Annotated in this window: 15 protein-coding genes and 1 pseudogene; 5 read left to right on the top strand and 11 right to left on the bottom strand. The window is 68.3% G+C overall.

From position 1 onward, the window contains the following. Positions 1 to 954: 954 nt before the first annotated feature. From ABZZ20_RS19290 to ABZZ20_RS19280, 3 genes are all read right to left on the bottom strand, one after another. A complete protein-coding gene (locus tag ABZZ20_RS19290) occupies positions 955 to 1,266 on the bottom strand; it encodes an SCO5918 family protein (RefSeq protein ID WP_356870989.1) in 312 nt (103 codons plus the stop codon). A 230-nt stretch (positions 1,267 to 1,496) separates the two neighbouring features. Continuing rightward, on the bottom strand, positions 1,497 to 3,011 hold the full coding sequence (locus tag ABZZ20_RS19285) for a DEAD/DEAH box helicase (RefSeq protein ID WP_356870987.1): 1,515 nt from the start codon (positions 3,009 to 3,011) through the stop codon (positions 1,497 to 1,499). A gap of 331 nt (positions 3,012 to 3,342) precedes the next feature. After that, entirely contained in the window at positions 3,343 to 3,546 is a 204-nt protein-coding gene (locus tag ABZZ20_RS19280; RefSeq protein WP_356870985.1) for a cold-shock protein, read from the bottom strand. A gap of 891 nt (positions 3,547 to 4,437) precedes the next feature. On the opposite strand from ABZZ20_RS19280, the gene ABZZ20_RS19275 reads away from it, so the two are divergent. Next, positions 4,438 to 5,061, top strand: coding sequence for a TetR/AcrR family transcriptional regulator (locus ABZZ20_RS19275; RefSeq protein ID WP_356870983.1), 624 nt, complete (start codon positions 4,438 to 4,440; stop codon positions 5,059 to 5,061). 44 nt (positions 5,062 to 5,105) lie between these two features. Here ABZZ20_RS19275 and ABZZ20_RS19270 read toward each other — a convergent pair whose 3' ends face one another. The 7 genes from ABZZ20_RS19270 to ABZZ20_RS19240 form a co-directional block, all read right to left on the bottom strand. After that, complete coding sequence (locus ABZZ20_RS19270) at positions 5,106 to 5,690, bottom strand: GNAT family N-acetyltransferase (protein ID WP_356870981.1); 585 nt, start codon at positions 5,688 to 5,690, stop codon at positions 5,106 to 5,108. 1,276 nt (positions 5,691 to 6,966) lie between these two features. Beyond that, entirely contained in the window at positions 6,967 to 7,623 is a 657-nt protein-coding gene (locus ABZZ20_RS19265) for a contact-dependent growth inhibition system immunity protein (protein ID WP_356870979.1), read from the bottom strand. Between the two features lie 13 nt (positions 7,624 to 7,636). Beyond that, complete coding sequence (locus tag ABZZ20_RS19260; RefSeq protein WP_356870977.1) at positions 7,637 to 7,936, bottom strand: RNase A-like domain-containing protein; 300 nt, start codon at positions 7,934 to 7,936, stop codon at positions 7,637 to 7,639. 28 nt (positions 7,937 to 7,964) lie between these two features. Then, positions 7,965 to 8,525: a hypothetical protein gene (locus tag ABZZ20_RS19255; RefSeq protein ID WP_356870975.1), complete on the bottom strand. Its 561-nt coding sequence runs from the start codon at positions 8,523 to 8,525 to the stop codon at positions 7,965 to 7,967. A gap of 27 nt (positions 8,526 to 8,552) precedes the next feature. Then, complete coding sequence (locus tag ABZZ20_RS19250; protein WP_356870973.1) at positions 8,553 to 10,319, bottom strand: RNase A-like domain-containing protein; 1,767 nt, start codon at positions 10,317 to 10,319, stop codon at positions 8,553 to 8,555. Next, entirely contained in the window at positions 10,319 to 10,624 is a 306-nt protein-coding gene (locus tag ABZZ20_RS19245; protein WP_356870971.1) for a WXG100 family type VII secretion target, read from the bottom strand. The genes ABZZ20_RS19250 and ABZZ20_RS19245 overlap by 1 nt, the downstream gene beginning before the upstream one ends. An 18-nt stretch (positions 10,625 to 10,642) precedes the next feature. Then, positions 10,643 to 11,044, bottom strand: a complete 402-nt coding sequence (locus ABZZ20_RS19240; RefSeq protein ID WP_356870969.1) for a WXG100 family type VII secretion target — start codon at positions 11,042 to 11,044, stop codon at positions 10,643 to 10,645. Positions 11,045 to 11,838: 794 nt separating this feature from the next. On the opposite strand from ABZZ20_RS19240, the gene ABZZ20_RS19235 reads away from it, so the two are divergent. The 4 genes from ABZZ20_RS19235 to ABZZ20_RS19220 all read left to right on the top strand — a co-directional run bounded on the left by ABZZ20_RS19235 (position 11,839) and on the right by ABZZ20_RS19220 (position 15,540). Continuing rightward, on the top strand, positions 11,839 to 12,462 hold the full coding sequence (locus tag ABZZ20_RS19235; protein WP_356870967.1) for a DinB family protein: 624 nt from the start codon (positions 11,839 to 11,841) through the stop codon (positions 12,460 to 12,462). 148 nt (positions 12,463 to 12,610) lie between these two features. Continuing rightward, positions 12,611 to 13,120, top strand: a complete 510-nt coding sequence (locus tag ABZZ20_RS19230) for a hypothetical protein (protein ID WP_356870965.1) — start codon at positions 12,611 to 12,613, stop codon at positions 13,118 to 13,120. A gap of 70 nt (positions 13,121 to 13,190) precedes the next feature. After that, complete coding sequence (locus tag ABZZ20_RS19225; protein WP_356870963.1) at positions 13,191 to 14,714, top strand: SPFH domain-containing protein; 1,524 nt, start codon at positions 13,191 to 13,193, stop codon at positions 14,712 to 14,714. A gap of 127 nt (positions 14,715 to 14,841) precedes the next feature. Then, positions 14,842 to 15,540 (top strand): hypothetical protein, encoded by a 699-nt coding sequence (locus ABZZ20_RS19220; protein ID WP_356871291.1) that lies wholly within the window; start codon positions 14,842 to 14,844, stop codon positions 15,538 to 15,540. 102 nt (positions 15,541 to 15,642) lie between these two features. Here the strand turns inward: ABZZ20_RS19220 and ABZZ20_RS19215 are convergent. After that, positions 15,643 to 15,735: pseudogene (locus ABZZ20_RS19215) on the bottom strand (BBE domain-containing protein); the annotation flags it as partial. Between the last annotated feature and the right edge of the window lie 130 nt (positions 15,736 to 15,865).

The following is a 15,865-nucleotide window of genomic DNA, read 5'->3' as shown; positions in this document are numbered from 1 at the left end:
GACGGCCGAACGAGTCGTCTGCTGTCATTGCACCTCTCTCGTGGAACGCATGGAGGGGCCCTGGTGCCGTACGGCACCAGGGCCCCGAAGGAACTACTACACCATCTGTCGGCCCTGGAACTGCGCCGACCCTGTGTTTCCGCTGACCCGACCGAGATGCTGCCGGGAGTGCGGGGATCGCGGTTGCTTGACCGGAGACCACCTCACTATCGATGTCCTGCGGTACCCGGGCTCACACTGCCGCCCGGGCGATCCTGATGGCGCCTGGCTCCTCCGTTCTTCCCTCGGTGATCAACTACTTACCAAACGGGATACTGCTGGTACTGCTGGTACTGCTGGTGATGCGTACTGCTCAGTGGCCTGCCACAGCGCCACTCTTCGGCAGCCAGCCCCGTCGCCCATCCTGCGTCTGCTCTGGCTTAGAACCCCACTGCCGAACTTCCCGGTGCGCGCGCCCGCAGCCGACGCCTTCACCGAGGTGCTGCTCACTGACTTCACTGCTGGGTACTGCGAACTGCACTTGCGGGTAGTGCCACTGCGGTAACTGCGGTACTGCTCACGGCGGCCCCTGATCACTGCGGGCCACCCGGTCCGGTCGTCAGTCCCGTCGCCGACCTGCAACCGCTCTGGCTTCGGAACTCCACCACCGCACCGCCCTGCGAAACGCAACTGCGGGTACTGCTGCCCGGCAGTTCGTCTCTGCCGGGCCCTGCTGTCTCTCTGGGCTACGAGAGAAACCATAACTACGCCACCGCCCAATGTCTACTCCGGCCAATGCAGATTTTCGCGCTCGCCGAGGAGAGCTAGACGTTCGTGGTCGGCCCAGGATGTGCAGAGCAGCCTGCGCGGCAGGTCAGGCGCGCAAGAGACCGGGTACGCGGAAGGGCCCGACCGGCGCGTCCCGGTCGGGCCCTGCTCGCTGTTCGGGTGTCGGCTCGCACCCAGTCCCGTAGGTCAGACGGTCACTGGGATGCCGAGCATCGCGGAAGCCTGCTGGAGCGGGCTGAGGACGCGCGTGGGCGCGGCGGCCCGGGGAAGGCCGCGGCAGGTGAACCCGAGCTGGGTCATGGCCCGGAGGACTTCGCCGGCGCTGAAGTCACGGCGGTCCTGGCGGGTGATGACCTGCCCGACCTGCTTGACCGGGTAGGTACGGCGGCCGATGATCACGGACTCGCCGATGACCTGCTCGGGCTTGACGCCCTTCATCGACTCCAGGACACCGCTCTTGGTCAGGTCGAACGGGAAGCGGGCGATGACACAGCGCATGATGCCTCACAGGAAGAAGCAGGAAGAAGCAGGAAGAAGAAGTGGACCGGTTGTGCCGCGGTGCGGCGGCTCAGCGGGCAAGGGCGAGGACGCCCAGAGCGCTGCCCTGCTCATCGACGACGGGCAGGGCAGCGAGCCTGCGGTGGGCGTTCGCCGAGCGGGGCTGCATCTGGACAAGCGTCAAAACGTGCCTCCTGCAGAGATGGGTCAGCTTCCTGATCACCTGGTTCTCAGGCCGCCGCATCGAAGGCGGACTGCCGCACGCTCACGCGCCGTGCGGCCGAAACGGGCCTGCGTCGACCGCGGGAGGCTGCGCTGCGCTTGGGCCGCTCGGATACCGGTGCGGTGATGGTGACCGGGACGCCAGAGGGTGCCTGGGCGCCGGTGATGCGGTGCAGGGCCTCTTCGCCCGAGCGGACCTGGGTGGTCTGCGGGGTGATGCCCGCAGCCGCCATCAGGCGCGCCATGTCGCGGCGCTGGTTGGGGGTGATCAGGGTGACGACGCTGCCGGACTCGCCGGCGCGGGCGGTCCGGCCGCCGCGGTGAAGGTAGTCCTTGTGGTCGGTCGGCGGGTCGATGTTCACGACGAGGTCGAGGTTGTCGACGTGGATGCCGCGCGCTGCCACATTGGTCGCGACCAGCACGGTGACGTGTCCGCTCTTGAACTGGGCGAGGGTGCGGGTGCGCTGGGGCTGGGACTTGCCGCCGTGCAGCGCGGCGGCCCGTACTCCGCTGTTGAGCAGGTGTTCGGTCAGGCGGTCGACGGCGTGCTTGGTGTCCAGGAACATCATGACCCGGCCTTCGCGTGCCGCGATCTCCGTGGTCATTCGCTGCTTGTCGGCTCCGTGGACGTGCAGGACGTGGTGCTCCATCGTCGTCACCGCACCGGCCGACGGGTCCACCGAGTGCACGACCGGGTCGGTCAGGTAGCGACGCACCAGCAGGTCGACATTGCGGTCCAGGGTGGCGGAGAACAGCATCCGCTGGCCTTCGGGACGCACTTGGTCCAGGAGGGCGGTGACCTGGGGCATGAAGCCCATGTCGGCCATCTGGTCGGCTTCGTCGAGGACGGTGATCCCGACCTGGTTCAGCCGGCAGTCACCACGGTCGATGAGGTCCTTCAACCGGCCGGGCGTGGCCACGACGACCTCCGTGCCTCCGCGCAGCGCGCCGGCCTGCTTGCCGATCGACATGCCGCCGACGACCGTGGTCAGACGCAGCTTTACGGAGCGGGCGTACGGGGTGAGGGAGTCGGTCACCTGCTGGGCCAGCTCGCGGGTGGGGACAAGGATGAGGGCGAGCGGCTGGTGGGGTTCGGCGCGCTGCCCGGCGGTGCGGGCCAGCAGGGCGAGACCGAACGCCAGGGTCTTGCCGGAGCCGGTGCGACCGCGGCCGAGGACGTCACGGCCCGCGAGGGTGTTGGGCAGGGTGGCGCCCTGGATCGGGAATGGGACGGTCACGCCCTGCGCGCCGAGGGTGGCCAGCAGCTCCCCGGGCATGCCGAGGTCGGCGAAGGCCTCGACGGCGGGCAGCGCGGGGGTGATCGTCTTTGGCAGGGCGAACTCGCCCTGTACCGCGGCCGGGCGTCGGCCGTAGCCGCCCGAGCGGCTCGGACCCCCGGAACGGCTCGGGGCGGCCGAGCCCAAGCGGCTGCCCCGACCCGACCCGGTGCCCGTACCGAAAGCGGGGCCGCCGGTGCGGCTGCGGGTACGAGAGGAGCGGTCGTTCGTACGTGTGGGGTTCATTCAGAACCTTCCTTGATACGGCACCCATCAAGGAATTCCCGCAGCGGATGAGCAGCGCAGGGAATCACGAGAACGGACCGAATGGAATGCGAAAGCGGGTCTGGCCTACAGGGGATCTGTACGTGCGCAGGCGCTGAAACGTGTGATGTCGTACGGACGTCATGCGGACTTCATGCATGCGTGAAGTCCAGAACGCCGGTCGAAGGTGTGGCTCGGAGCGGGTGCATCCCCGAATTCTCCGTCCCGCAGGCGAAACCACTGCGGGAGATACGTGCAGCTGGGGCCCGCGCCCCGAGGGATGCGGGCCCCAGCTGCACCATGCGCGTCAGCGTCAGGCCGGAACGATGTTCTCGGCCGTCGGGCCCTTCTGGCCCTGTGCGATGTCGAAGGTGACCTTCTGGCCTTCAATCAGCTCGCGGAAGCCCTGGGTGGCAATGTTCGAGAAGTGGGCGAAGACGTCGTCGCCGCCACCGTCCTGCTCGATGAAGCCGAAACCCTTTGCCGCGTTGAACCACTTCACGGTGCCAGCAGCCATGTCATATCTCCTTTGGGGCAGTACACCAGCGTCCGCGCTGTGCGGACACCGTGTCGCCGCGATGATGCCCCGCCCGGAAAATGACCCGGAAATATGAAGCACTTCCGTGTGGCACGGAGGCCGACCGGAGGCGCTTGAAGTTTTTGGGTACCAAAACTGCAACCGAGAACGACAGTAGCACGCTGCAGTGGCGTGTGTACGTTAGATATTTCCATCCCGTGCGTTGCCGTGGAAATCCTCCCTGCGGGGTCCATTAAATCCTTAGACCGCGGGGATAGATATTGATTCACCCCGAGTGCAGCGTTTTGAAAGCAAGGGTGACCGCCAACTGCGACGTGTGCGGTCCATCGGGAGCCCGCAGGGGCGTCGTACGCCCGCACTGCGCCGTCGCCTGGGCCAACCACCCCTTGGAGCAGGCGAATTGGCGTCGCGAGGGCAGGGACATTCCCCTGCCCACCTTCACGCAGGCGTGAGCCGTCGAACTGGCCAACCCCGGTATCCGCCCGTCCGAACCGGCGACCCCACCCCCGGCTCGCCGTAACACGCTCCCCTCCGGCGGATGGTTCGAGACCCAGGCGCCCCCCGGATGAGGCCGCGCCTCCTCGCGGTGGTCCTCGGCATGCCCCCACCGCACCTGCTGTGCCACTCGTTCGTTGAGCTCCCGGCAGGAGCCTCCACCGGGACCGCTGGAACTGCCCTTGCCACGTGGAAAGTCAGGGCGGCGCGGGGAGTCGCGGCGCGCGCGGGTCGTGTTCTCGGGCACGGGGTACCTCCAGGAGGATCCTTCTTCGTGATACGAGCGTACCATTATGTTGGTACGGCGGTACCATGAAAGGGTTCGGGGGAGAGCCGGACCAGAAAGCGCACCACCAACGGGCGGAGACACGGCACATGCCGAAGCGTGTGGATCACGGGGAGCGGCGGACCCAGATCGCCGAGGCGCTGATCAGGGTCGCCGGGCGGCGAGGGCTGCATGCCGTCGGCATGCGCGACGTGGCTGCGGAGGCCGGGGTTTCACTCCGGCTCGTGCAGTACTACTTCGAGACAAAGGAGAAGCTGCTCTTCTACGGACTCCAGCACCTGACCGACCGCTTCACCGCGAGGGTGGGTTCTCGCCTCGCCGCCGCCGGCCCGGACCCGGGCCCGCGTGCGACCATCGAGGCGCTGCTGCTGGCCTCACTCCCGACCGACGAGGAGGGCCGCACCTTCCACCTCCTCTACAGCTCCTACGCGATCCTCTCCGTGACCGACGAGGCCCTGGCCGCCCAGCCGTTCATCGACAATCCCGACGCCGCCGAGAACGCGGTTGCCGGCCTGCTCGAACAGGCCCAGGCCTCCGGCCTGGCCGATCCCGGCATCGACGCGCGAACGGAAGCGATCAGCCTGCTCGCGATGGCGGCGACCCTGGGCACCAGCATCCTGGTGGGCCAGCGGGGGCCGGAATCGGCGATCGCCGTGCTCCACCACCACCTGGACCGCATCTTCACGACCGCCGAGACACCAGCGGTCGGGTAGCGCCCGATCCGGCTGTTCAGATTCCGCGCCCTGCGGTGAGCAGTTCATCCGCGCCGTACGTGGCCTGGAGATGCCGAGCCTCGACCGGACGGCGTGAGCGAGGACCGCACGCCGAACCACTGCTCGGCGCCCCACTCCTCGAACCGCTCCACCTCGGTGAAGCCCAGCTTCACCGCGAGGCGCATCGCGCGGTCGTTGGCGCTCTGCGTGGCGAGCACCACGGGCTCGCCGGGGAGTGCGTCGGCGAACCAGTCGAGTGCCGCCGCGCACGCCTCGGCGGCGTACCCGTGTCCCCACGCCTCCGGCAGGAACAGGTAGCCGAGCTCGGCCTCCCCGCCCTCCGGACGGACGTGACCCCGGCGCTCCGCGTCCCGCGGGTCGAGCGTGAGCATGCCGATCATCGCTCCGTCGAGCTCGACCACGAAACAGCGAGGACGCCGCCCGGGCACCTCGGGCACCGCGCGTTCGAGCTCGTCACGCGGTCGAGCGCCACCGATGTAGGTGCCCACCTCCGGCGAGGCGAACAGGTCGATGAACGCAGCGCGGTCCCGGGCCTCGGACTCGCGGAGCACGAGCCGTTCGGTCCGTATCGGGGCGGGTGGCCAGGAGACGGGTCCGAGTTCAGTCATGGCGGGCAACCTATCGCACACCTGTGGGAGCGATCCGAAAAGGAATGGCGGGTCTTGTCCGGACGATTGCCCTTCCGGTGTCCTTCCGGACGCGTGCAAACGGAACCACTTCGGGACGGGTGTCGATGACCTGAGGAGTGAGAGCTGTCGCCGAGGGTGATGTGACAGTGGGCTGGCCGGGGCAAGTGGTTCCCCGGCACTTGGGGGCCCGTGGACCTGACAAAAGGCCGCCCCGTGGAACGGCCGTTGAATTCTAACCCTGTCGCCTCGGCAGGCCTGTCAAAAGATTCATGCGGTCCATCAGAGGTCATTTGTCGGTGACGGGAGTCGTCATCTGTTCGGTGCTCATCGCCGCACCCGCAGTCGCCGAGAACAGCGTTCACGAGCAGGTCCACGCCCCCACTGCCGTAGCGAGCGCCGGCCCGGGCTACTCCACGAACGCTCATCCCGCTGACGCCGCGAACGTGGCAATCCCAGAGCCCGGGAAACGGGGCGTGGCGGTCATCTACCAGGATACGAAGGACCTGAGGTATTACCGGGTCCACAATGCGGGCATCGAGATCGCCCACGTGGACCGCTGGCCCAATGGGAGAGCCCCCCACCTGGAGAAGTTCTGGGTCTGTTACGCGGGCAAAATTTGCCCCACAACACCGAAGCCGCCAGCGAACGCGAGGAACTGGGTACTCGTTGAGTACCACAGGTATTGGACGCAAGCATGTCCCAAAAGCGGGGGCGTGGCCTATTGCCCTGACTGGGTTATCGCCTTCAAGAATACCCCTAGCCGCGTGCATAACGGCGCGTTCGCATGCTGGCAGCCCGCCGGGGGGACGTCATGCGTTGAGAAATGGCCGGGGGAAATCAATAAGCGGTCTGGCATGCTCGGGTACGTGCACTATGTGAATCTAACCCCGCCCGCTCTTCCCCCGGGGACACGTAACCCGGGCTCGTATGCGACTAATCGGGAGGATTTCAAGTTCGTGGCGGAACCAGCGAAAGGCACGGTGTCGGCGGTGCGGACCTGCACCCTTCTCACTCCCCACCAGTGCGAGTAGTTGACTTGCGGTCTTGATCGCCACTGGCCGGAACCCCGGGTGCACCCGGACACCGCGACCGAACCTTCCGCCATCAACCAACCGCAACAGGCGTCACCACCAGCACTGCCGATCGGCAGTGCCACCACAGGTGACGCAGCGGCACGACACCCCAGGGCGGGGCTCGCGAGAATGAACCGCGGGCCCCGCCGCTGTTTGGCAGGGGGCCAGCCGCCAAGGTCGGATCAGGTACTGGACAGCGTCATCGCCAGCGACTGGAACCAGGCACCGTAGGAGAACGGCTCGGGCGGGCCGACCTCCATGCCGAGTTCGGCGGCTGTCAGGGCGTAGTCCCCTTCGTCCAAGGGGAGGGCGAGCAACTCGTGGAGTTCGCCCACGAGGCGTGCGACCAGTTGGGGGTGGGTGGTGGCGGCGTAGTCGGCCACGGCAGCGCCGTGATCGGGGAACTCGTCGATGATCTCCTGCGAGAACCAGCCCCCGAGCAGTTGCGCGGTCTCCGGGAAACGGGCGTGCCACTCCCAGTGCGTCTGCGGGGCCGACGGTTCCGGGACGTCGCCCTCCTCGATGCTCTTCTTCAGGTGGTCGGCCAGCACCGTTAGCCAGTCGCCGATCTCCGACTGGGGCATCCCGGTGTCCGGGATCCCGTAGAACTCGCCCAGGCCCTGCCTGATCCGGCCCGGAGGGTTGCGACTGTACTCGCGCAGCTGGCGCTCCGCCTCCGCGATGGCCGAGGGGCGTGTGTGCCAGGTGTGACGCAGGTACGCCTCCAGCGCCCGGCTGCGCCGCTCCGGGGTGTCGTCGGCGGGCTGCCCCAGGTACGCACGCATCACCTGGTCCAACTCCCCGTACCGACGGTCGTGTTCGAGGGGTTTCATAGCCATGTTCGTGCGGCCCCTACAAGTAGAACGGGACGGTCGTGTGGACGACGAAGCCGTGCGGGCTCGACGGCTCGCGGCGCAGCACCACGCGTGCCGCCCGGACGTCGACGGGCCCGTGCCCGGCCAGCAGGTCGCCTTCCAGCTGGACCCTGCCCACGGGCTCCTCGCGGGAGGGCCAGGCCGCCTCGACGGTGAGACGGGCCCGGGTGTTCTGGGCGAGCCAGCGGTGGATGGCCTGCTCGTTGGCGGTCACCACCTGCTGGGTGGCCCATTGGGCGGTCTCCCGGTCGGGATAGGAAGCGGAACGGGTCAGCACGGGGGCATCCTCTCAAATCTCCTGTTCATCAGTAGTCGGAGAAGTTCCAGAACATGCCCACCTCGGTGTCCGAGACGACGATCAGGCCGTAGTCCTCCGGGTAGACGCTCAGCGGGCTGTACGCCCAGCCGGACGAAGCGAAGTCGAGCGTGCCGCGCACGTGGCCGGGCCTGTTGACGTTGGTGTGATAGCCGGCCGCGTCCCCGTATCGTGCGAGGATCGTGCGCGCCATGGCCCGCAGCTCCTCCTCGCTCTCCGTGAAGCGCTCCAGGCTGGACAGGGTGCACTTGTCGTCCGTGAGGGCAAGGAGCAGGTTTTCGGCGCTGTCCCGGTCGATCTCCTGGAGACGCTCCGCGACGTACTGCGGGGGGTGGACGGCGAAGGGGTACGTGGGAAACCCCTCGCGTTCCGGTGCCTGCGCCGCGTCGTCGAGACCGGCCCAGCCCCGCGGGTCCGGGACCCGGGCCATCAGCGCGAGGACGTCGAGGATCCAGTCCTCGTGGCGGCGCGGGCCGGTGGCGTCGTACGGGTACGCGTCCTCGTACAGGTGGCGTACTGCGGCTTCCCAGGACGTCTGGTCGACGGACATGCGGTGCTGGCCTTTCTCGGCGGGTCGCTATGACTTCGAGGGCATCGACGTCATCACGGTGAACGGCGGGTTGCGACTGCTGTCGTACTTGATGCGCGTGTCGATGCCGTTCACGTCGTACGCCTTGGCACCGAGGCCGCCCTGCTTGTACCCGGACATCGGGTCGTTCGGATCCACCGGCTGCTTGCTCACGCTGCGACCGCTGGTCTCGCCGTTGGGTGCGGTCGCGTAGAACGACTTGACGTCGCCGTCGGACGCCGGCGGGGGCCCCTTGATCCACGCCTCGATGGCGGCCTTGTTGCTGTTGAGGTTGTACTCGGTCAGGTCTTCCGCCCGCTGGTAGTTCGGGAAGGCCGAGGAGCCGCTCGGCATCGGCTTGCCGTACGGCCATGCCTGCGTCGGGCCGTTCGACTGCTGGTCGCGCAAGCGCTGCGCCAGCTGCTCGTCCGTCTTGCCGACGTGCTTGTCCAGCGTATGGCCGTCCGCCATGTACTCGTTGGCGCCGAGGTTCAGGTCGTAGTTGCCGTTCGAGTCGACCTTCAGCCACACCTGCGAGTCCTTGAACTCCTCCAGGGCCCGCGCGCCGAAGCCGTGCGCACGGGCGACCCCGGCCTCGAACTTGGGAGCGCTCAGGTACGCCTCGTCCAGCGGCCCCTTCAGCGCCTCCATGCGGGTGGTCAGACCGCCCAGGATGCCGGTGTACTTGTCGACGATGCCGTTCAGCTTGGCCGTGTCGATGTTCAGCACGGTCTTGACGTCGAACGACAGGATCAGACCCACACCCTTGCTGACGACGTTCGTGACGGTGCTGAGGATGCTCTTGGCGTCCTTGGGCTTCTCCAGGTCGTCGATGATCTCCTTGGCGGCCTTCCACATGGCGCGGTGGAGCTCGTCCGCGACGTCGCGGTTCAGGTCGACGGCGGCTTCCGCGTACTCGCGCAGGATGGTGGCGATGTTGTCGGCCGTGTCTTTCAGCACCGCCAGGACGGGTTCGCTGCCCGAGGGAAGGCGGGGGGTGCCCGGGCCGGAGTTGGCGGTCTGCGCCCACTGGTAGCCCTGCCGCTGCTGTCCCCATGCCGTCGCACCCCACAGGGCGCTGCAGAAGGTCCGCATGGCGGCTTCCCAGTCGGCCTGCTGGTGGTTGGTGATGGCGCCGACGGACTGGGTGAGCTGGTCCGCCACCGTCGTCGCCGTGATGGAGGCGTCCATCCAGCTGTGGCACAGCGAGTTGAGGTAGTGCTGCTGGGGGAAGGGGTAGACGTCCGCCACCTTCCCGACCCGGAACACGTGTTTGCACAAGGGCTGGAGGACGTCCCGGACGATCTCGGGGATGCCTTCCATCAGGCCGCGCAGGAAGTCGTCACCGCCGTCGTCGTCACCCCACTTGATGTCGGGCACCGAGCGGAAGTTCGGGGCCTTGTCGATGACCGTGGGCCGCGGGCGCTGTTCGGCCGTCTTCCCGGGCTTGGGATGGGCCGCCGCGTCCGCCTTGGTGTAGGCGTTGGCCGTCTCGGTGAACCCGACGGCGACGCCGCCGACGCTGAGCACGGATCGGCCCCAGACCTCCAGCCAGCGGTTGCCGATCTTCTTGTACGCCTCGGCGAACTTCTGGGCCTCGGTGCCGGCGCCGCCGGCGTCGGGGTACTTGCCCAGTTCGTCCAGGAGCTTGTTGGCTCCGCGCATCAGGAAGTCCTGCTGCACGGCGATCCGTCCGGAGGTCGACCAGAGGTCGGTCGGCTTGACGTCGATGGTGCCGCTGCCGCCCGGTGAGGGCGCGGGAGAGGGGCCGGCCATCAGGCGCCGCCTCCCCAGCCTTCGAGTACGGACCTGTTGGCCGCGGCGTAGTTGAGGTGCCCCTTGACCACGACCTCGTGGAGCCAGGCCTGGGCGGCCTTGAGGTCGTCGGCGGAGCGGCTCCACTTGTCCAGCTCGTCGATGAAGACCTCGCGGGCCTCGCCTTCCCAGCTCAGGACGGCTTTGGTGGCCCGCTCGTACAGCGTGTCCAGCTTCTCGTTGAGGACGCGGAGGATCTCCTCCAGGTCTCCCGAAAGGTGTTGCAACGTAGCGAAGTTGACAGTGATCCGGTCTTCGTCCGGCATGTGCTGATCCCCCGTGGTTCAGATGTCCAGAAGGCGGCTCTTCGGTCCGCCGGCGTCCGGCGCGGGCGCCGGGTCGGGCACGGTCAGGGCGCGGGCGGCCGCGGACACGTCCTCGCCCTCCTGCGTCCGCCGGAACGAGGCCAGGATCGCGAGCTCCTGCTCGGTGAAGCCGTCGCGCGAGGCGCGCACGGCCGCTTCGAGGAGGACCACCACCTGGCGGATGCGCACGGCGTCCTCGGCGACGCCGCGGTGCAAGGAGCGGTACGCGGTGGCAGTGGGGCCCTGCCAGCCCGCGGCGATCTTGTCGACGACCTCGTCCATCCGGCGGGTCTGCCGCTCCAGATACCCCTGCATCTCGTCGAGGTCGTTCGCCAGCCTGGTGAGGCCGTCCTCCGAGACGTACAGATCGCCTTCCTGCATCCTGAGCCCCCGCCCATCGCGCCGTTCGTACGTGTGTCTCTACGTACGGGAGTTCAGTCTAGTGGGCGGGGCTTTCGTTGATCAGGGGCGGAAGTTGTGGAGGCACTGAGGCAACGAGGAAGGCCCAGGCCGCTGACCTGAGCCTTCTCTGACAGGGACGGTCCGCGGCATGGGGCGCGGATGCGGTGCAGCCGGGCAACAGGCCCTGAGGCTCGCCGTGATCAGCGTCAGCCGCGACTGGCCCGCAGTCGTGTCAGAGCGGGGCGTCGTACCGTACGGGGCCCCCGGCAGGTGCGTATCCCCGTGGGTGGCGGTGGCCCAGCCAGTGGTCCGGTTTTCCATACGGGAGGCGCAGTGCAACGGACTTGAACGCGACCGCCGACAGGACGGTAGAGCCGACGAGCCGGCCCCACCCTGCCGATCGACGGGGGCGACACCGGCCGGGTGGCGGACTCCATGGCTGCCGCGGTCGGGCGGTGCACTTCTGAGGGGAAACCCAGTCGGTTCGTCGTCGAGACGTATCCGCCCGTCGAGACCTCAGACTGCCCAAGCGCAGGCAAGCATTGGCAAGCCTGATCGCCGCGCATTTCCCATTCGCGAAGAAGGCTGTCGGCTGCACATCATGAACCGACCTGCAGATACCACCGCTTGGAGGTCGTCTGACATGGCAAGTTTCGCGAGCTTCTTGTAGCAGGTCAGGGCGGCGGCCATGGACAGGCCTTGGCTCTGCCAGTCATTGCCGACCACGTACGGGATCTTGAGACCATGAGCAGCCCGTGGCAGGCTCATGTCGCATGATCGATGAATTCGCGAAAGACAACCTGCACGGGCGACTGCGGCGGGACCGCGAGGCGCTGCTCTGGAAACTCGACGGCTTGTCCGAATACGACGCCCGCCGACCGTTGACAGCGACCGGGACCAACCTCCTCGGCCTGGTCAAACACGTGGCCACCGTCGAGGCCAGGTACTTCGGCGAGGTCTTCGACCGCCCTTCCCCGGAACCGCTGCCCCGGTGGCAGGACTCCAACGGCAGCGACCTGTGGGCGACCGAGGACGAGACCCGCGATCAGATCATCGGGTTCTACCGGCGCACGTGGGAACACTCGGACGCGACGATCAACGAGCTTCCCCTCGACGCCCCCGGCCACGTGCCGTGGTGGCCGGAGCCTTATGCCGACACCAACCTGTTCGCCATCCTGGTCCATGTCCTCGGCGAGTCCAACCGGCATGCCGGGCACGCCGATATCTTGCGCGAGGGCCTCGACGGCCGGACCGGGTTGCGCCCCGAACACGAGAAGCAGATCGACGAGGAAGCCCGTGCAGCTTACTGCGCGAAGATCGAGCAGGCCGCCAGGTCGGCCGCACCAGCCACAGGTCACGGCTTGGCCATGCTGAGCTCCGAAGCGGTCCGCCACTGACCGTCCTGGCGCATCCTGACCGCATCCTGCCGTCCCTGCTGCATTAAAGCCACGTAAAGATTGCCGAGGGTAGGCAATGTGCGGCAGTCGGTCCCGCTGGCACGATGCCGTTGTCCGGCGCAAACGCGTGCCAAGCGGGGAGGTGCTCATGGGCTTGTTTCTGGGTCTCGGCATCGGGGGAATCGCCCTGCTGGCCTGTTCGCTGGTGTTCGACGGGGTGCTGGAGGGGGTCTTCGACGGCGCCCTGGACGGACTGTTCGACGGATGGCTGTCGCTGCCGGTGGTCGCGGGCTTCGTTTCGATGCTCGGTTTCACGGGGGCGATCGTGCTCGGGGCCACCGGCCTCGGGCCGGGAGCGGCAGCCGCCGCGGGGGCCGTGGCCGGTGCGGGGGCGGGCTGGCTGACGTACCGCTTCAGCCGCGCCCTCGCCCGGGCCGGCAGCGGGGCCGCCCCGCGCGCCGCCGAACTCCTCGGCTCGGCCGGGACCGTGGTCACCGCCATCCCGGCGGGCGGCTACGGCGAGGTCCTGCTGCGCCTCGGTGGCCAGCCGGCCAAGTACGTGGCGACCGCCGAGGGGCCACTGGCCCGGGGCGCGGAGGTCTGGGTGACGGCGACGCCGTCGTCCTCCTCGGTCAGCGTCCGCGCCGTCGAGCGCTGACCGGCCGTTTCGCTTTCTCATCCACCACCGATCTGTCCCCTCGACCGAGAGCGGGCAGGGGGGATCAACCATGAGTTCAGTCGTCATCGCGGTCGTGGGAGTGGTCGTACTCCTCGTCCTGCTCGCCCTGGTCGTCGTCACCCGCTACAAGGTCGCTGGCCCCAGTGAGGCGTTCATCATCACGGGCCGGCGCGGCAAGAAATCCACTGACCCCGACACCGGGCAGATATCCACCGACAACAGCGGTCAGAAGGTCGTGGTCGGCGGAGGCGTGTTCGTCGTGCCCTTCGTCCAGCAGCGCTACTCCCTGGACCTCTCCAGCCGGCACATCCCGATCGCCGTCCGGGGTGCGGTCACGCTGCGCGGTATCAAGGCCAACCTCGAAGGCGTCGCGATCGTCAAGGTCGGCGGCAACGAGGACGCCATCCGCGCCGCGGCCCAGCGCTTCCTCCAGCAGCAGGACGGCATCGTCGGCTTCACGCAGGAAGTGCTCTCCGGAGCCCTGCGCGCGATCGTGGGCCGGATGTCGGTCGAGGACATCATCCGCGACCGCGCCGCCTTCGCAGGCCAGGTCGCGGAGGAGGCCGAGGCCAGCCTGTCCGGGCAGGGCCTGGTGCTGGACGCCTTCCAGATCCAGGACATCACCACCGAGGGCTCCTACCTGGAGGACCTGGGCCGCCCCGAAGCCGCCCGCGCCAAGCAGGAAGCGGACATCGCCGAGGCCAATTCCCGCCAGGCGGCCGAGCAGGCCCGGCTGAAGGCGGAGGAGGAGATCGCGGTCGCGCAGCGCACCCTGTACCTGCGCCAGGCCGAGATCAAGGCGGAGACCGACGCGGCGACCGCCCAGGCGAACGCCGCCGGCCCGCTGGCCGACGCCGACCGCCAGCAGCAGATCCTCACCGAGCAGGAGAAGGTCGCCGAACGGCAGGCCGCACTGACCGACCGCCAGCTCGACACCCAGGTACGCAAGCCCGCAGACGCCCGGCGCTACGAGGCCGAGCAGGAGGCCGAGGCCAAGCGCGTGGCCCGGGTCAAACAGGCCGAGGCCGAGCGCCTGGCGGCCATCGCTGCCGCCCAGGCCGAGGCCGAGCGGGCCCGGCTGACCGGTGAGGGCGAGAAGCAGCGCCGCTCCGCCCTCGCCGAGGCCGAGGCCATCGAGGGCGCCAAGCGCGGTGAGGCCGAACTCTCCCGCCGTGCCGCCATCGCCGACGCCGTCCGCCTGGAGGGCGCCGCCGAGGCCTCCGCCATCGCGGCCAAGGGCTCAGCCGAGGCCGAGGCCATGCAGAAGAAGGCCGAAGCCTTCGAGAGCTACGGCGATGCCGCGAAGATCCAGATGCTGGTCGAGGTCCTCCCGCAGGTCGTCGCCAAGGCCGCCGAACCGCTGTCCGCCATCGACAAGATGACCGTCATCTCCACCGACGGCGCGGGCAAGCTCACCCGCACCGTCGCCGACAACGTCGCCCAGGGCATGGAACTCCTCGGCTCCACCACCGGCGTCGACCTCACCCAGCTCCTGAAGGGCCTCACTGCGCCGAAGCCGGACACGGCCGCAGCGTCCACCCCGGCCAACGGGAAGATCGCCATCAGCGACTGACAGCAGGTCGAACGAACGACAGAACGGGGTCTCGCCGCAAGGAACGCGGCGAGACCTCACGCCATGACGGGGGCTGCCGCCCCAGCTCGTTCGTCCCTACAGCCCTGCCAAGGGCCTGCTCCACGCGATGAGCAAGAAGGGCTCCGACACGCTGCTCGTCATCGATCCGGTGAAGAAGACCATCACCCCGCAGAAGGTCGCCGGCCTTCCCGCGAACAACTGGGTCCTGGGCGCGGTGACCCCGGACGGCGACAAGATGGTGATCTGCGGTCTGGCCAACAGCAAGAGCGCGGTGCTGGACCTGACCGCCGACCCGGTCACGGCGACTTTGCAGAACCCTCCGGGTGCCGGCGGTTGGTACGACTGGTCCTACCACCCCGTCGACGGCCGTCTCTACGCGGTCGACGGCAAGGACGGCTCCCTGCTGTACGCCGACCCGTCCAAGGACCCCCAGAAGGTCGTACTCAAGGAAGGGGTGTTCCCCGAGGCACAGGCCGGTTCCAGCGGGTTCGCCAGCCACTCCGCGGTGTTCTTCGAGGAGCGCGGCCGGCTCACCGCGAAGCTGCTGAATACTGGTGAGGCCGTACCGGTGAGGAGGTGGCGCATCGTCTTCGACGAGGTCGAGGACGCCGTCGTCAAGACCGAGGCCGCGAAGGTCACGAAGGGCGTCCAGGACCACCGGTTCGTCCTGGACACCCCCGGCGACGACCACGTCATCGCAGCGGGGGAGGGCCTGAACGTCGACCTTCGGTTGTACGTCCCCAAGGCGACCCCGCTCAAGAAGCCCTACGAGCTCGGCCACCTCGCCGCCCGACGCCTGGCCTGACTTCAGGACCGCGGGCGTATCCACAACCCCAGGCCCTGCAGGTGGCCTGGGGTTGTCTCCAAAGGTGGGCTCCCAACCGCGGGGACGGCCGACGGCTTGTTGGTACCGGAACAGCCCGGCGGGGTCGTAGCATCGCTTGACGGCGGCCAGGCGGTCGTAGGTGGGGCCGTAGTACGCGTGCTGCCAGTCGGGCACGGCGTCAAAGACGAAGCCTGTGTTGCTGCCGAAGTTGCCGCCTGCCCCTCCCCGACGGGCCCAGAACAGGTCGGCGTTGTCGTCGGCCGCGCGTACAGACGTCCCGTCGGCGAGCGCGATCGGGTCTCGG

Origin of the sequence: Streptomyces sp. NPDC006430, assembly GCF_040612395.1 — a bacterium.
Taxonomy (GTDB): domain Bacteria; phylum Actinomycetota; class Actinomycetes; order Streptomycetales; family Streptomycetaceae; genus Streptomyces.
The sequence above is the reverse complement of the archived record's forward strand: the minus strand, read 5'-3'. Positions and strand labels throughout refer to the sequence as shown.

Coding starts and splice junctions, on each gene's coding strand:
- ABZZ20_RS19220 (WP_356871291.1), top strand. CDS start 14,842: ATGAGCAAGAAGGGCTCCGACACGCTGCTCGTCATCGATCCGGTGAAG.
- ABZZ20_RS19250 (WP_356870973.1), bottom strand. CDS start 10,319: ATGGCCGGCCCCTCTCCCGCGCCCTCACCGGGCGGCAGCGGCACCATC.
- ABZZ20_RS19270 (WP_356870981.1), bottom strand. CDS start 5,690: ATGACTGAACTCGGACCCGTCTCCTGGCCACCCGCCCCGATACGGACC.
- ABZZ20_RS19280 (WP_356870985.1), bottom strand. CDS start 3,546: ATGGCTGCTGGCACCGTGAAGTGGTTCAACGCGGCAAAGGGTTTCGGC.
- ABZZ20_RS19255 (WP_356870975.1), bottom strand. CDS start 8,525: ATGTCCGTCGACCAGACGTCCTGGGAAGCCGCAGTACGCCACCTGTAC.
- ABZZ20_RS19240 (WP_356870969.1), bottom strand. CDS start 11,044: ATGCAGGAAGGCGATCTGTACGTCTCGGAGGACGGCCTCACCAGGCTG.
- ABZZ20_RS19275 (WP_356870983.1), top strand. CDS start 4,438: ATGCCGAAGCGTGTGGATCACGGGGAGCGGCGGACCCAGATCGCCGAG.
- ABZZ20_RS19245 (WP_356870971.1), bottom strand. CDS start 10,624: ATGCCGGACGAAGACCGGATCACTGTCAACTTCGCTACGTTGCAACAC.
- ABZZ20_RS19290 (WP_356870989.1), bottom strand. CDS start 1,266: ATGCGCTGTGTCATCGCCCGCTTCCCGTTCGACCTGACCAAGAGCGGT.
- ABZZ20_RS19285 (WP_356870987.1), bottom strand. CDS start 3,011: ATGAACCCCACACGTACGAACGACCGCTCCTCTCGTACCCGCAGCCGC.
- ABZZ20_RS19225 (WP_356870963.1), top strand. CDS start 13,191: ATGAGTTCAGTCGTCATCGCGGTCGTGGGAGTGGTCGTACTCCTCGTC.
- ABZZ20_RS19235 (WP_356870967.1), top strand. CDS start 11,839: ATGATCGATGAATTCGCGAAAGACAACCTGCACGGGCGACTGCGGCGG.
- ABZZ20_RS19265 (WP_356870979.1), bottom strand. CDS start 7,623: ATGGCTATGAAACCCCTCGAACACGACCGTCGGTACGGGGAGTTGGAC.
- ABZZ20_RS19230 (WP_356870965.1), top strand. CDS start 12,611: ATGGGCTTGTTTCTGGGTCTCGGCATCGGGGGAATCGCCCTGCTGGCC.